A 15,177-nucleotide genomic window follows, 5' to 3' on the forward strand; every position below is an offset into this window, starting at 1 on the left:
TGTAACGGACCAATCCATGACCCATTATCAATCCGATCTCCTGCGTCTACTGAATGATCGCGGCTATATCCACCAGTTAACCGATGCCGAAGCATTGGACTCGCTTGCTTCGAAGAGCATTATTCCCGGCTATATCGGATTTGATGTTACCGCCGATTCCCTGCACGTCGGCAACCTGGTCCAGATCATGATGCTCCGTCGGCTGCAGCAGGCCGGACACAAACCGATTGTGTTGATGGGAGGCGCGACCACAAAAATCGGCGATCCGTCAGGCAAGGACGAAATGCGAAAGATACTCGACGATGAAGGTATCGCGTCGAATTTCGCCAAAATTCGCGGCTGTTTTGAAAATTTTCTGACGTTTGGTGACGGTCCGACCGATGCGATCATGGTCAATAATGACGATTGGCTTGGCCAACTCGAATATATCCCGTTCCTCCGGGACATCGGCCGTCATTTTACGATCAATCGCATGTTGACCTTTGACTCTGTCAAACTCAGACTCGAGCGCGAACAGCCGCTTACGTTTCTGGAATTCAACTATATGATCCTGCAGGCCTATGACTTTGTCGAGTTATCGCGGCAATATGGATGTAAATTGCAGCTCGGTGGTTCCGATCAATGGGGCAATATTGTAAACGGCGTCGAACTCGGTCGCCGGATCGAAGGAGCCGAACTGTTCGGAGTCACCACGCCCCTGATTACGAAGGCGGACGGATCCAAGATGGGCAAATCCGTGGACGGCGCGATCTGGCTGAATGCCGAGCGGCTGTCGCCCTATGATTACTGGCAATTCTGGCGCAACACCGACGATCGCGATGTCGGCAAGTTCATGCGATTGTTTACCGACATTGATCTGGAAGAAATTGCACGACTGGAATCGCTTGAAGGGTCTGAAATAAACGAAGCCAAGAAATTATTGGCTGATGCCGCCACTGCGATGGCGCACGGTGACAGCGCGGCAGCGGATGCCGCCCGGACCGCGCAGCAGACCTTCGAGCAAGGCACTGCCGGCAACAATTTGCCTGTTTTCGAGGTGGCGGACAGCGAGATTTCCATTCTGGACGCGCTTGTCGGAATCGGCTTCTGCGCCTCCAAGGGCGAAGCCAAACGTCTGGTGGCCGGTGGTGGCGCGCGAATTGATGATGATCCTGTGCGGGACGCGGGGGCAATGGTTGATCTGGCCGGCGAGGACAGGAAGATTTCCGCCGGCAAGAAAAAACACGGTTTGCTTCGCAGCGCCTGACCGCGCAAGAATCTTAGCCCACCAACGAGGTCATTTACCAATTATTCTTGATCGACCGTTATGGTTGCGATGAACCATCTATGGAGCTCGCTGCGAATGAACGGTCTAACACCTCAAACAGCCACAGATATGCGTCGCGCCACACGTTTTTCGGTCGACTTCGAGACCGTCTGCGAAGTGCAGCCTGATAGTGAAATCCAGGTCCGGATCGCCAATATTTCTGCAAACGGCATGATGCTGGCCGACCCGATAGACATGGAAAAGGGCGACCGGGTCACCGTTCGCCTGCCGGTCGCCGGTCGAATCGAAGCCTATCTGGTCTGGTCTCATCAGGGCCGCCATGGCTTCAAATTCGAACGAGTCATCCGGGAGCCGGATTTCTACGCAATGCTCGACAAGATCAACGGCCAATAGGCTCTATCCACTGCGCAAAAGACCGACGCCCCAGTCTCGTTCGAACAGATAAAGGGCAATGCGCGCCGCCTGCCCTCTTTCGCTGGCCAGTCCTCCGTCCCGGTCAAGCAACAGCCGGGCATCATCGGTGGCCGCTCCGATAAACTCGCTGACCTGTGTCGGCGTTGCCACGCGAAAGCCGGCGTCTCCGGATTGCCGGGTCCCGAGCAGCTCACCCGCCCCGCGCAACCGGAGATCTTCCTCTGCGATCCGGAACCCATCATTGGTTTCCCGCATCAGGCTGAGTCGCGCGCGTGCCGTTTCGCTGAGCGTATCGCCGCGAATCAGCAGGCAATTCGATTTGACACTACCCCGGCCGACGCGACCGCGAAGCTGGTGCAATTGCGCGAGCCCGAAACGGTCGGCCGCTTCGATGATCATCAGACTGGCATTGGGTACATCAACGCCAACTTCGATCACGGTGGTAGCGACCAGCACCTTGATCTCGTTCCGCTGGAAGCGTTCCATCTCCCGATCTTTTTCGGGGCCTTTCATCCGGCCGTGAACAAGACCGACCTGATCACCAAAGCGCGCCTTCAGAGTGGCAGCGCGTTCCTCCGCCGCAGCCAGATCGCTTTTCTCGCTTTCGTCGATCAGCGGGCAGACCCAATAGGCCTGACCGCCAGAGCCGATATGGCGCGCCAGCCCGTCAACCACATCGGGCAAACGCCCGACAGAAATCACCCTGGTATCAATAGTCTGCCGCCCCGGGGGCAGTTCATCGATCCGCGACACATCCATTTCGCCAAATTGGCTGAGGGTCAGCGTGCGCGGAATGGGCGTGGCGGTCATCGCCAGCAGATGCGGTGTGCGGTCCGCTTTCTGGGTCAGCAAAAGGCGCTGGGAAACACCGAATTTATGCTGTTCATCAATGACCGCGACAGCAAGATTTTTATATTTCACATGCTCCTGGAATATCGCGTGGGTACCGATCAATATGTGGATGGACCCGTCCATCAGACCCATCAGTGTTGCTTCGCGTGCCTTGCCCTTGTCGCGACCGGTCAGAATTGCGATATTGACCGGTAGGCCGGTCAACAGTTTCTGCAGGCTCTCGAAATGTTGCCGCGCCAATATTTCTGTCGGGGCCAGAAATGCGCCCTGATATCCGGCTTCCACCGCCGACAACAATGCCATCAGCGCGACCAGCGTCTTGCCGGAACCGACATCGCCCTGCAGCAGCCGGAGCATTGGAGCGCTTTGTCCGAGATCGCCTTCAATCTCTGCAATGCAGCGTTGCTGGGCGTTGGTCAGATCAAAAGGCAGCTTCAGCTGCTTGCGCAGCCTGCCGTCTCCCTGAACGGGGATGCCTTTCTTGGCCCGATTGTCCGCACGCACCAGCATGAAAGCCAGCTGGTTGGCAAATATCTCGTCATAGGCAAGACGGTCGCTGTTCCCCTCGCTTTCCGTGCGATGGACAGATTGAATTTCATGTTTCCAATTCTTCCAGCTTTTGGCCGCCAGCTGGCTCGGTTCTATCCATTCCGGCAGGTCCGGAGCAAGCGCAAGCGCCTGCTCGACCAGCTGCTTCATTCGTCCATTTCCGAGCCCGTCGGCCAACGGATAAATCGGCTCTAGTACCGCAATATTTTCGCCTTGGTCGGGTTCCAGGATCTGGTCGGGATGCACCATCTGGAGTTCGTCGCCATAGCGTTCGAGCTTACCCGAGATTATCTTCGGTTTACCTAGCGGCAGCAGCTTCTTCGGCCATGCCGGATTGCGTCCGAAAAACGTCAGACTGATATAATTGCCTGCCTCGTCCGTTGCGTGAACCCGCAGCGGGCTGCGCGGTCCGCCGGTGCGATAGTCGACCGGGGTAATCTGGATAATGATCGTCTCGCCAACATCGACTTCGTCAAGTTCATCAACTCGCTTTCGACGCATCCAGTAGCTCGGCTGATGATAGAGCAGATCCTTGATACGGGTCAGTCGCAACTTCTCGAGCGGCTTGGCCAAAGCCTTGCCGACGCCCTTGAGCGACTGGGTTTCGCCAAATAATGGATTGAGTATCTCGGGCCGCATGTCTATCCGCCTTTATACCCCCGCTGGCTCAATAAGCCAGCCAAGTTGGAGCAGTAAATATGGATCGCGAGACAAGGCTCAAACGGCTACAATTTCGCGCCTGGCATCGCGGAACGCGTGAAGCCGATTTCTTGATCGGCGGCTTCTTTGATCGCTATAGTCCGGACTGGTCCGGCGAGGAGATCGAATGGTTCGAACGGCTGCTCGTGGAAGACGATGTGGATGTCATGGCCTGGGCGATCGGCACCCTTCCCGTGCCTCAGGCTTTCCAAGGCCCGCAAATGGATAATATGCGGAAGCTCGACTATATTGATGCCACAAAATAACCTTCCAATTCTGAACCCAAAAGCGATCGCAAGTGTCTCATTTAGATAGATTATCAAGTTCAACCAGGAGCATGACCGTCGCCGGTGTGCCAGCTGGCTACCGCCCGCTGTTCCTGTCGGAAATTGCAACCGCATCGAACAGGCGGACGATGTTCATCGCCACCGACGACGCGGCGATGAGCGCAATTGTCGAAGCCGCTCGTTTCTTTGCCCCCGAACTGGACATTATCGAATTTCCGGCTTGGGACTGTCTGCCCTATGACCGGGCTTCTCCGGCGCTTCATACCACCTCGGACCGGCTGGCTGCTCTGGCAAGGCTGGCGCTGCCCTTCACGGGATCACAATTGGTAATCACCACGGTCAACGCGGTAACCCAGCGCGTGCTGGCACCATCACGAACCCAGGAACTGGTCACCCGCCTCGCGCCCGGTACCGTGGTCGAGCAAGAAAAGCTGATCTCCTTTCTCTACGCCAACGGCTTTGTCCGGGTTGATACAGTCGCCGACAGCGGTGAATTTGCCGCCCGCGGAGGCTTGATCGACTTGTTTCCACCCGGAGCGGAACTGCCCATTCGCATCGACCTGTTTGGCGACGAGATTGAGACCTTGCGGCAGTTCGATCCGGCCGATCAGCGGACAGTTGCCAATATCGATGGTCTGGAACTGCTGCCGGTATCGGAGTTTCTGCTGGATGCCGAAAGCATCACCCGCTTCCGCACCGGCTATCGCGATCTGTTCGGGGCCGTTGCGACGAGCGACGCACTCTATCAATCGATTTCGGACGGACGCCGGCTGGCGGGCATGGAGCATTGGCTGCCGCTGCTAGAAGACAAGCTGGCGACGATCTTTGATTATGTCGGAGACGATTGTCTGATCCTGCGGGATACCGCCGTCACTGCCGCCGCAGAAGCGCAATTTGTCGCTATTGCAGATTATTACAAGAACCGTGTTGAAGCCGACAGGGCTAATTTGTCGAGCTACCGCCCGCTGCCGCCCGAGATGTTGTACCTTACGCCGGAAGAATGGCGAAGCCGCGAAATTGACGCTCCTATTCATGCCCTGAGCGAATTTGACGAACCGGAATCGGACACGGTGATGTCGATGGCGGTATCTTCTCCCCGCGACTTTTCCCCCGAACGGGCGCGCAACGAGAATATCTATCAGGCACTGGGCAGCCATCTCAACAGTCTGACAAAAGCCGGAACGACTGCGATAGTTGCGAGCTATAGTAAGGGTTCGCGCGCGCGTATATTTGACCTTCTTAAAGACCATGACGTCAAGGGAGCCGTTCTTTGCGATGATTGGGATGCCTGTCTCTCGGCTGCCCCCGCCATAGCGCTGACGATATTGCCCTTGTCTTCCGGCTTCCGGTCAGAAAGCCTATCTTTGCTCACCGAACAGGATATTTTCGGTGACCGGCTGGTTCGCAAATCCAAACGGCGCAAGAGCAGCGATGCCTTCATCGAAGAATTGTCCGCGCTCAGCCTGGGCGATCTGGTGGTCCATCTCGAACATGGCATCGGACTATATGAAGGCATTGTCTCGATCCCGGTCGGCGACAGCCCGCATGATTGCGTCCACCTCAAATATGCCGGCGGCGACAAGCTGTATGTCCCCGTCGAGAACATCGATGTTCTCAGCCGCTATGGCGAAGGTGGCGACAGCGTGGTGCTGGACAAGCTCGGCGGCGAAGGCTGGCAGCGGCGCAAGTCGAAGCTCAAGGAACGTATCCGCGCGATTGCCCATGAACTCCTGAAAACCGCCGCGGCCCGTGCCTTGCAACCGGCGACACCGGCCCGGGTGGAAGCCAGTGAAATGGCCGGCTTCGTCGACCGGTTCCCCTATCAGGAAACCGATGATCAGCAGCAGGCAATCGAGGAAGTCCTCGGCGACATGGCGTCCGGCAAGGCGATGGACCGTCTGGTCTGTGGTGATGTCGGCTTTGGCAAAACCGAAGTGGCAATGCGGGCGGCCTTTGCCGCTGCCATGGCGGGCATGCAGGTCGCAATCATTGCCCCGACAACTTTGCTCGCGCGTCAGCATTTTAACAATTTCGAAGAACGTTTCCGGCCCTTCCCGATCAAAATTGGTCGATTGTCTCGTCTGGTTTCTCCAGCAGAAGCCAAAAAGACCAAGGAGGGTCTGGCAAGCGGCGAGGTTGACATCGTCATCGGCACCCACGCCCTGCTCGCCAAATCAATTGGGTTCGAGCGGCTCGGCCTGATCATTATCGATGAAGAACAACGGTTCGGCGTGACCCACAAGGAACGGCTCAAAGCGATGAAGGCGGATGTGCACGTCCTGACCCTAACCGCCACGCCGATTCCACGGACATTGCAGATGGCGATGACCGGCATGCGCGAACTGTCGGTTATCCAGACTCCGCCCGTCGACCGGCTGGCCGTGCGCACCTATGTCATGCCATGGGACCCTGTTCCGCTGCGCGAAGCGCTGCTGCGGGAACATTATCGTGGCGGCCAGTCATTCGTGGTTGTTCCTCGCATCGCCGACCTTGCCGATATCGAGGATTTCTTCAAGGAACATGCCCCCGAACTGACCTATGTCGTGGCACATGGGCAGATGCCGCCAGCAACCGTGGAAGAGCGGATGTCTGCTTTTTACGACCGCAATTATGACGTGCTGCTCTCAACCACGATCGTGGAGAGCGGGCTGGATATTCCCAGCGCGAACACGTTGATCATTCACCGCGCCGATCGTTTCGGTCTAGCCCAGCTTTACCAGCTACGGGGCCGGGTCGGGCGATCTAAAACGCGCGCTTATGCCTATATGGTCACGCCGAAAGACCGGATTATTACCGAAAAGGCCGAGAAAAGACTCAAAATCCTCGGTGATCTCGACAGTCTTGGCGCCGGCTTCGAACTCGCCAGCCACGATCTGGATATTCGCGGTGCCGGCAATCTGCTGGGCGACGAGCAATCCGGGCATATCAAGGAAGTTGGCTTCGAACTTTACCAGTCGATGCTCGAAGATGCTATTCTGGAAGCCAAAGCCAAAGGATCCGGCCTGCAAGCAGCGACCGACAGCTTCTCGCCACAGATCACCGTAGACGCGCCGATCCTGATCCCGGAGGCCTATGTCCCGGATCTATCGCTACGGATGGGACTGTATCGCCGTATGAACGGACTGAAATCCCTGCAGGAAATCGAATCTTTTGCCGCGGAAATGATCGACCGTTTCGGCGACCTGCCGATCCAGACCGACAATCTGCTCAAGCTCATGCATATCAAGATGAATTGCGTGAAAGCGCGGATTTCCAAGATCGAAATGGGTCCGCGCGGGGCTTTGGTCACGTTCCACAATGACAGTTTCCCGAATGTTCCGGGTCTTCTTGACTATGTCGAGCGGCTGAAGGGGACCGCCAAGATCCGGCCAGACAACAAATTGTTCATCGAACGCAAATGGCGCGATCCCAAATCCCGCCTGCATGGCCTCACGCAGCTTACCACCGGACTGTCAAAACTGGCGCAACGGGTATCGGCCTAGTTGCTGCGCAAGGCGAAGGCTTCGAACTCGTCCGGCGACAACGCACCGGATCGCAGGAAACCCTGAAAAAACTCGCAACCTTGTTCAGCGAGAATATCCAGCTGTGATTCGGTTTCAATTCCTTCGGCAATCACACTGAGATCAAGGCTATGCGCCATGTCGATTATCGAGCGCACGACAACCTGATCCTTGGGAGAGCCTGAGATATCTCCGGTCAGGCCGCTGTCGATCTTCAGATAGTCCACCGGTAGCTCCTTGAGATAGGACAGGCTGCTGTATCCGGTGCCGAAATCATCGATCGCAATGCAAATGCCAGCCTCGCGCAATTGATGCAATTTATCCGCCGAAGCCGACAAATTGCCTATCAGTTCTGATTCAGTGATTTCGAGAGTCAGCTGGCCCGGTTCGAAGCCGGCTGCAGCGATCTCTTCCAGCATATCGTCTACAAAAGTTTTTGCCGCCAGATCACCCGCAGTGACATTCAGTGAAAGCCGCAAGAAACCGATACTTTCCGGCCAACTGGCAGCCAGTGTCAAGGCTTGCCTATGGATCTGGGACGACAGCGAATCCATCAGTCCAGCCCGCTCGGCCACGGCAAACAAGGTGGAGGCTCCCAGCAACCCATATTCGGGATGTTCCCATCGCGCCAATGCCTCAGCCCCGACCAGTTCTCCGGTAGCAACCTTTATTTGCGGCTGAAAGACAATGACGATCTCCCCCCTGCTCATCGCTCCGGGTAACTGGTTTTCCAGCTCCTCCTCCAGATGGACATCGGCTTCCGACATGGTGGAGAAATTGATCGGAAGAGCGTCTGCAGCGGTTGCTTCGGCAAGCGCCAGCACGGCTTTTCTGATCAATGTTTTCTCGCTGGAATCGCCATCGCCAATCGCAACCCCGGCCCGAACAACGGGATTGATCGGCCTTCCCTCCAGCTGCAGATCGTCAAAAATATTGCTGATCAGATCATTGACAAATTCGGAAATCTTGCCGGTCTGGAAATTGGCGAGTGCGATCAGGAAATTCTGGCCGGCGAGACGCGCTACCAGTTGTGCTCCCGCATATTCACGATGGGTTTGATCCATCAGCTTATGGCCCACAATCCGCAGCAGCTGGTCCCCGGCATTGCGTCCAAAAGCCGCGTTGATCATGCGGAAATTCTTGATACCGATCGCCACCAGCGTCAATTGGTTGCCATCTTCCAGCTGCCGTTTGATCCAGCTGCGGGCCGATGTCGTATTGCGCAGTCCCGAAAGCAGATCCCGCCCGGTCCAGTCCTCAACCTCGCCATTATTTGCCAGATATTCGATTCTACCGGAAATCAGGCCATCGGCCTCGTGCAAATGATGGATGACAGATCGGCCGTTAAACCGGTGCGGCACCGCCGCCTGCCTTGCTCCGTCTCGCAGTCGCCCCAGGGCCCCGCGCGCGCGGGACCGCTCTTCCTGCGACAGCGAGCGATAGACTCCAGTCACAGGATAGCGCTCGAAATCAATGTCTCCGGCTGCGGCGAGCAGACTGTCGCTTATCCAATATTCCCTGGTGGACCCGACGGTCATCGACCACTGCAAGTCCGCAAGCGTCAGCAAGGACTGTTCGTGACTAGCGCGCTCAGCCCCGCCTCGGAAATTTTCAACATAGCGATACGCATAGTTTATCGACTGTTCGAGATTCGCACCGGCATCGGCAAAATCCAGATAATGGGTTGCACCGGCATCGTAGCATTGCCTGATAATTTCCGCGCTTTGACTGCTGTCCGCCAGCGCCAGTATCGCAATCCCGCTCTCGGTTGCCGTGCGGGAAAGCTCGGCAATAGCCTTCAAGCCTTCCGGCTCGGCTTGACGGACATCGATCACCGCAATCATTGCACCGGCCGAGAAAAACCGGGCTCCCAGATTATCCAGCCTGCGGGCAGAATGGACCCGCCATCCCAATACCGCGATTTCGGCGGCCAGCGGATCGCGTTCGTGCACAGAAAGCAAAAACAGGTTTCTGAACTCGGTCGGGCGCACAGTCGGGATGGATGATATTTTGACCTTGCAACTCCTTTGGCGCGGTGACCTGAACGACATTTTACGGGCGATGGACTATCTTTTTCCGTAGCAGCAAAACCTTTATAGGCCGTTGCCTGCCTATCGGGAAAGCGCTAGCCCTATAGCATTGAATCAACATGAGGCGCCCAATGCAAGACGGTTTCGGACGCAAAATTGATTATCTCCGTATATCGGTCACCGACCGGTGCAATTTCCGCTGCCAATATTGCATGTCGGAGAAGATGACCTTCATGCCGAAGTCCGAGCTGCTGACTCTGGAAGAGATTACCCTGATTGCCGAGCGCTTCATCGGACACGGCATCCGCAAGATCCGGCTTACCGGCGGCGAGCCACTGGTTCGGCGGGACATGAAAGACGTCATTCAGCGGCTCGGCAGAAAGGTCGCTTCCGGCGAACTGGAAGAACTCACCCTGACAACCAACGGATCGCTGCTAACCGAATATGCCGACCATCTCGCAAGCCACGGCGTGCGGCGAATCAATGTCAGTATGGATACGCTCGATGCCGGACGCTTTTCCGAGATCACCCGCGGTGCCGATGTGCATGTTGTGCTGGACGGAATAAAGGCCGCCAGCGACGCGGGCATCCGGGTCAAGATCAACATGGTTGCGGTTCGCGATTTCAACGAAGCCGATCTTCTTCCGATGGTCGAATATTGCGCTGAACAGGGACATGATCTGACGATCATCGAGAGCATGCCATTGGGCGATGTCGGTGCAGACCGGCAGCTCGCCCATATCTCAGCCGAGGCGTTTCTGGCGCCTTTGCGCGACCGCTATACGATTCTCCCGATTGCCCATCGCAGCGCCGGCCCCGCGCGCTATGTTTCGGTTGATCCGCTTGGTCTGCGTCTTGGCCTGATCACCCCGCTCAGCAACAATTTCTGCGACGACTGCAACCGGTTGCGGCTGACGACGGACGGCAAGATATTCATGTGCCTTGGCCACAACGCGCATGTCGATCTGCGTGCGGCGGTTCGCGAGAATGGCATCGCAGCCGTTGACCAATTGCTCCAACGGGCTTTAAAGCTCAAACCGCAGCGTCATGATTTCAATGCGCAGCTGGAGGGGTCCGCAGAGATATTGGAGCGTCACATGAACGTCACGGGCGGATGAACGACAAGAAATGGGCACTGATCGTGTCACCTACGCAACCGGCCCAGGAAGCGGCCGAGAAGCTCAAATCGCTGATTGACTGGGTTCCGGTCGAAGAAGCCGATCAGGCCGTGGTTCTGGGCGGTGACGGCTTTATGCTGCAAACCCTGCACCAGATGCTCAACCGACGGAAGATCATGCCGGTCTATGGTATGAATCTGGGCACGGTCGGCTTTCTGATGAACAACTGGCATATGGAGGACCTGGAACAGCGTCTGCACAAGGCCCGGGCGTTCAAGGTCAAGCCGCTCAGAATGGATGTGGAGACCATTTCCGGCGCCAGCTTCACCCTGCCCGCAATCAATGAAGTGTCGCTGCTGCGCGAAACCCGGCAGACGGCGAAGCTCGAGATCGAGATCAACGGCCGGATCATGATGGACGAACTGGTGTGCGATGGCGTGCTGATCGCTACACCCGCCGGTTCCACGGCTTATAATCTCTCCGCAAACGGCCCAATTCTTCCCCTGACCTGCAATCTCCTTGCCCTGACGCCGATCAGCCCGTTCCGGCCAAGGCGCTGGAAAGGCGCAATCCTGCCCGACAAGATGGAGATTACCATCCGGGTCCTGAACCCCGAAAAACGGCCGGTCAGCGCGGTTGGCGACCAGCAGGAAGTCCGCGATGTCAGCTGCGTCAAGGTGGCGATCGACCGGAGCCAGTCTCTGACCATGCTGTTCGATCCGGAGCATGCCCTCGACGATCGCATCGCCATGGAACAATTTGTCGTTTGATGGCTTGCGGGACGCAAATGACATTGTTATAGGCGCGCTTCACCATGAAAGGCTCGGTCCAGAATCGAGCGTGTTCCCCGATAGCTCAGTGGTAGAGCATTCGACTGTTAATCGAATGGCCGTTGGTTCGAATCCAACTCGGGGAGCCATTTTTCTGCTTCTGTTTTCCTGATATTTGCCAGTTTCCCTGCCTCGTTTATGGCATGTGCCCCTTGTCATCCGGTGAGGAACCCGAATGGCGAACCTGTTACATTTGCGATCTGTATCGGCCCGATAACTGCAGGAAAGCCGCGCCCTGCGTCCAGCAGAGGCAATCGTCAGGCGGCTTCGGCCAGAACGACCTGATTGCGACCGTTCCGCTTGGCGTGATAAAGGGCCTGATCCGCCCGATCCATGACATCGTGCAGCGAATCGACATTGGCCAGAACCGCCAGTCCGAAGCTCGCGGTTATCTTGTGGTCGGCAGCCAGTTCGGGATGGGCCACGAATCGCAACGAATCGCAAATATGCTGCGCCAGAAGCTGCGCCGATTCGAGCGGGATCCAGCCAGTCAGGATGGCAAATTCCTCGCCTCCGGTCCGGGCCACCTGCCCCTGTTCCTGACACAGGCCGGAGGCCGTCTTTGCCACTCGCTGCAATACCTTGTCTCCCGCCGCATGACCATATTCGTCGTTCACCCGCTTGAAATGATCAATATCGAACAGAATCAGGACCCGGGTAAAATCCATGTTTGGATCCTGAGCACCCGATGCGTCGAACAGCCCTTTCAACCCGCGCCGGTTCAACAAGCCGGTCAAGGGATCGCGATTGGACTGCCCGTGAAAATGCCAGACCATATCGAGCCCCGCGGCATATAGGAGCACCACCGCGAGACCAAGCGCGCAAAGGCCGCTGGTGAAATGCAATATCCAGGCATATTCCGATTGCGAATAGCTCTGCTCGGTCAGCGTGAGACCATGCAGGGAATAGACGATCAGGATACGCACGATGAAGATGACCGCTACGGTTGCAATCACCCCGAACAGGGCGCCATCGATCACCTTTTCTCCCGCTTTCCACAAGGGAGGGAGCGCCAGCGCCAGAAGAATGGCAGCCACCACGCTGACCAGAACCGAACGTATTGAAATATCCGGAGCGACAAAGGTGAGAACAGCAAAGGCCGTGATCGCCGATGACAGGATCAACCCGACCACCACGTTGGGGAAAGCTGCGTTGCAGCGGGCATAGATCGCCTTGGCGATGGCCAGGCTGAAGATCCAGAACAGGCTGGTAGACGCGTAGATGAAACCGATATGGGTCGACTCGTTCCGCGTGCTGTCGATGACATAGGCCGCCAACGCCGCCGAATAGGCAACAGCGACCCATCCGGAAAATGGCTGGCGCCGGTTGAAAAAATGGATGAGCCAGAATACCAGCGCGAAAATCGCCAATATCATGATCGTTTGGATATGAAAGCCGGAGTTTTCAGACATCTGACCTTGTCTAACAGCAGCGCGTCAACAAAATGTTAACTGCATCATTCTGGCACAATTTTCTCCGCGCCACCTGCCCCCGACGATCCCGAAGTTCGTCAAAGTTCGGGCCAATGACGCCTTTGCCCAGAGAAATATTTGATCGCAATTAAGTCTTTCAATAATTTGATATTCAACGATTTTCTTGACGAAAACACTATCCAGGCCACACCGGTCACACATATTGAAGCGGAAACAGCGTCCCGGCGGCAGCATTTACGGCGTAGCGACCGGGCGTTCGCGCAGCGGTGCACAGCGCACAAGCGCGCATCTGGCTATGAAGCGGCATCGCCGTGGCTCCGGTTTATGCAAAGATAGATGCTGTAGGAAAGAAGAGATTATATTCTCGTACAGGCGGATACGCCCTCGCCGCCACGCGAGCGGACAAGCGCGGATGCGGCAGCGGTCGTGACCGCGAGTGCAAGGGACCAGGCAAAGCCGCGAAGGCGCGAAGTGGGTGCGCTCTGTATTCCAGACCTTCTGCCTTTGTGCCTTGGTAAGACATAGTCCTGATCGCAGAAAAAAGTCTGGCTGCGCCAATGGCCCGCTGGGTTGCACGATGCGGGAGACCGGGAATGACATAGGATTAGTGCGTTTGGTAAACTGTCACCGTAATTGCGGTGCGCGTCGGCGAAGGTCGCGCGCAACCCGTCGTCATGACTGGGCACAATGATGATATGAACATGATTGGGCATCAGGCAATAGCACCAGATATCCGACCCAGCCTTCCCCGCGGCTTCGCTCAACAAATATTTGTAGAGCGCATAGTCGTCGTCATGGAAGAATGTTGGCAGGCGACGATTGCCTCTCTGGGTCACATGATGAGGACAGCCAGGGACAACAAGGCGGGCAAGGCGAGCCATGGCCGCAAGTTATAAATATCCTTGGCGATGGTAAATGCGGTCAGGTTGTCAATAACGGACAGCAGGCGGGAAATTGGTGTATTTAGTAAACTGTCACCGTAATTCTATGATTGTTAGGTTCACTAGCGATGCTAACAGGAAAAAACCGAACAAGCCTCGCCAAGCAAGAAGCTGGTTTCGGAACTTCGGAAAATATGGAAAAAACCCAAAGGCTATCAAGTATGTGAAGAAATTCAACAGTATCGATGCAAAAACAATCAACAAATATTCTACAGAAAAAAAGAGATGTAGTAAGGTAAATATCGTACAGTTCACAAATGAGTTGGCCAGAAACGTTTTGTAACCCAGGGAAGGAGAGCCGATTCCAGGCATCATCTGCAGCCAGACGGATTATAGGTGCTATATGCCGCCGTATGATCTTTTGTTTGGTTGAGCCTTCCAGTGGCCCGTGGTCCGCCGGCTACCGAGAAAGTCCCGCTACCGCGACCGCTACCAGATTGGTCGACTTGGTAACTCCCACCTACACCAGCCTGCACTGCTAGAGTAGCTGTCCGACTCGTCCCACTGGTTGGCACGGCCCCGGAACCACTTGGGGCGATTACGGCAGTCAAGCCAAAATCCACTCCCAAACCCGCCTCTGGGGAGCTATACTTGGCATACAGCGCACCTTGGCCAGTACCTACATCGTGCATCGAACCTGCTTCTACGTAAAACCCAAACAAGCCTACGTTAAACCCAAACCCACCTGACAGTCCAAGAGCTAACTTGCAGGTGAAGTTTTGATGTATCCACTCAGACGCCCCATTTTGCGGCAAATCATCCCCCCTAACGTAATTTCTTAACATCAATATTCCAACATCATTTTGAGAACTGTCTGTTAACTCCGGGCCGACAACCACAATTTCACCATACCCAGGGTCGCTGCAATTTTCTCCGGTCGGACCACAAGCGGTATCCATTCCCGTCGGATCCCTGGCGTTCATCGGATCATTCCCGACATAAGCATAGAGATTGTACTGGTCCTCATACCCAATAGGATCGGTCTGCAGGAACCTTCCCAGATAGGGCGAATAAGCCCGCGCCTTGTAGTGATAGATGCCGATCTCGGGGATCAGGATCTGGCTGCGCGTGCCACCATGTCCCCCGGACACAGCGCATGCTCGCGTATATTGGAACCGGCCAAGGTTGGTGGCATTGGGGATGCCATAGGCGTCATAGGCGTTGACCTGGACCACGTTGCCAGTCGCGTCTGTTATCGCGGTGATGCTGCCCTGCCAATTGGCGAACGGATGGCGGCGATTGGTCGCGTTCACCGGA

At 56.2% G+C, this 15,177-nt stretch carries 10 protein-coding genes and 1 tRNA gene; 7 read left to right on the forward strand and 4 right to left on the reverse strand.

Annotated elements, in window-relative coordinates:
* Nucleotides 1-16: 16 nt before the first annotated feature.
* On the forward strand, nucleotides 17-1,246 hold the full coding sequence (gene tyrS, locus ACHZCJ_RS04440; RefSeq protein ID WP_321324220.1) for a tyrosine--tRNA ligase: 1,230 nt from the start codon (nucleotides 17-19) through the stop codon (nucleotides 1,244-1,246).
* Between the two features lie 129 nt (nucleotides 1,247-1,375).
* Nucleotides 1,376-1,660: a PilZ domain-containing protein gene (locus ACHZCJ_RS04445; protein WP_159642063.1), complete on the forward strand. Its 285-nt coding sequence runs from the start codon at nucleotides 1,376-1,378 to the stop codon at nucleotides 1,658-1,660.
* Between the two features lie 3 nt (nucleotides 1,661-1,663).
* Here ACHZCJ_RS04445 and recG read toward each other — a convergent pair whose 3' ends face one another.
* Complete coding sequence (gene recG, locus ACHZCJ_RS04450) at nucleotides 1,664-3,721, reverse strand: ATP-dependent DNA helicase RecG (RefSeq protein WP_321324223.1); 2,058 nt, start codon at nucleotides 3,719-3,721, stop codon at nucleotides 1,664-1,666.
* 59 nt (nucleotides 3,722-3,780) lie between these two features.
* Here recG and ACHZCJ_RS04455 point away from each other — a divergent pair, with 59 nt between their 5' ends.
* Both ACHZCJ_RS04455 and mfd read left to right on the forward strand, forming a co-directional pair.
* Nucleotides 3,781-4,047 carry a succinate dehydrogenase assembly factor 2 gene (locus ACHZCJ_RS04455; protein ID WP_321324225.1) on the forward strand — a complete coding sequence of 89 codons (267 nt, stop codon included), beginning with the start codon at nucleotides 3,781-3,783 and terminating at the stop codon, nucleotides 4,045-4,047.
* Nucleotides 4,048-4,079: 32 nt separating this feature from the next.
* Nucleotides 4,080-7,550, forward strand: a complete 3,471-nt coding sequence (gene mfd, locus ACHZCJ_RS04460; RefSeq protein ID WP_394700028.1) for a transcription-repair coupling factor — start codon at nucleotides 4,080-4,082, stop codon at nucleotides 7,548-7,550.
* On the opposite strand, the gene ACHZCJ_RS04465 is transcribed toward mfd, so the two are convergent.
* A complete protein-coding gene (locus ACHZCJ_RS04465) occupies nucleotides 7,547-9,520 on the reverse strand; it encodes a GGDEF domain-containing phosphodiesterase (RefSeq protein WP_321324229.1) in 1,974 nt (657 codons plus the stop codon). The genes mfd and ACHZCJ_RS04465 overlap by 4 nt on opposite strands.
* 197 nt (nucleotides 9,521-9,717) lie before the next feature.
* Between ACHZCJ_RS04465 and moaA the strand changes: the two genes are divergently transcribed.
* The 3 genes from moaA to ACHZCJ_RS04480 all read left to right on the forward strand — a co-directional run bounded on the left by moaA (nucleotide 9,718) and on the right by ACHZCJ_RS04480 (nucleotide 11,635).
* Complete coding sequence (moaA, locus tag ACHZCJ_RS04470; protein WP_159642053.1) at nucleotides 9,718-10,716, forward strand: GTP 3',8-cyclase MoaA; 999 nt, start codon at nucleotides 9,718-9,720, stop codon at nucleotides 10,714-10,716.
* On the forward strand, nucleotides 10,713-11,486 hold the full coding sequence (locus tag ACHZCJ_RS04475; protein ID WP_321324232.1) for an NAD kinase: 774 nt from the start codon (nucleotides 10,713-10,715) through the stop codon (nucleotides 11,484-11,486). The genes moaA and ACHZCJ_RS04475 overlap by 4 nt, the downstream gene beginning before the upstream one ends.
* 74 nt (nucleotides 11,487-11,560) lie before the next feature.
* Nucleotides 11,561-11,635: transfer RNA gene (locus tag ACHZCJ_RS04480), tRNA-Asn, on the forward strand.
* A 168-nt stretch (nucleotides 11,636-11,803) separates the two neighbouring features.
* On the opposite strand, the gene ACHZCJ_RS04485 is transcribed toward ACHZCJ_RS04480, so the two are convergent.
* Complete coding sequence (locus ACHZCJ_RS04485; RefSeq protein WP_321324234.1) at nucleotides 11,804-12,958, reverse strand: GGDEF domain-containing protein; 1,155 nt, start codon at nucleotides 12,956-12,958, stop codon at nucleotides 11,804-11,806.
* 1,273 nt (nucleotides 12,959-14,231) lie between these two features.
* Nucleotides 14,232-15,173, reverse strand: a complete 942-nt coding sequence (locus ACHZCJ_RS04490) for an RHS repeat-associated core domain-containing protein (protein ID WP_321324236.1) — start codon at nucleotides 15,171-15,173, stop codon at nucleotides 14,232-14,234.
* Between the last annotated feature and the right edge of the window lie 4 nt (nucleotides 15,174-15,177).

Source organism: uncultured Parasphingorhabdus sp., assembly GCF_963677535.2.
In the GTDB taxonomy this organism is placed as follows: domain Bacteria; phylum Pseudomonadota; class Alphaproteobacteria; order Sphingomonadales; family Sphingomonadaceae; genus Parasphingorhabdus.

What these genes read in the sequence shown, in the direction of transcription:
- tyrS (WP_321324220.1), top strand. Translation starts at nt 17, where the DNA reads ATGACCCATTATCAATCCGATCTCCTGCGTCTACTGAATGATCGCGGC.
- ACHZCJ_RS04445 (WP_159642063.1), top strand. Translation starts at nt 1,376, where the DNA reads ATGCGTCGCGCCACACGTTTTTCGGTCGACTTCGAGACCGTCTGCGAA.
- recG (WP_321324223.1), bottom strand. Translation starts at nt 3,721, where the DNA reads ATGCGGCCCGAGATACTCAATCCATTATTTGGCGAAACCCAGTCGCTC.
- ACHZCJ_RS04455 (WP_321324225.1), top strand. Translation starts at nt 3,781, where the DNA reads ATGGATCGCGAGACAAGGCTCAAACGGCTACAATTTCGCGCCTGGCAT.
- moaA (WP_159642053.1), top strand. Translation starts at nt 9,718, where the DNA reads ATGAGGCGCCCAATGCAAGACGGTTTCGGACGCAAAATTGATTATCTC.
- ACHZCJ_RS04475 (WP_321324232.1), top strand. Translation starts at nt 10,713, where the DNA reads ATGAACGACAAGAAATGGGCACTGATCGTGTCACCTACGCAACCGGCC.
- ACHZCJ_RS04485 (WP_321324234.1), bottom strand. Translation starts at nt 12,958, where the DNA reads ATGTCTGAAAACTCCGGCTTTCATATCCAAACGATCATGATATTGGCG.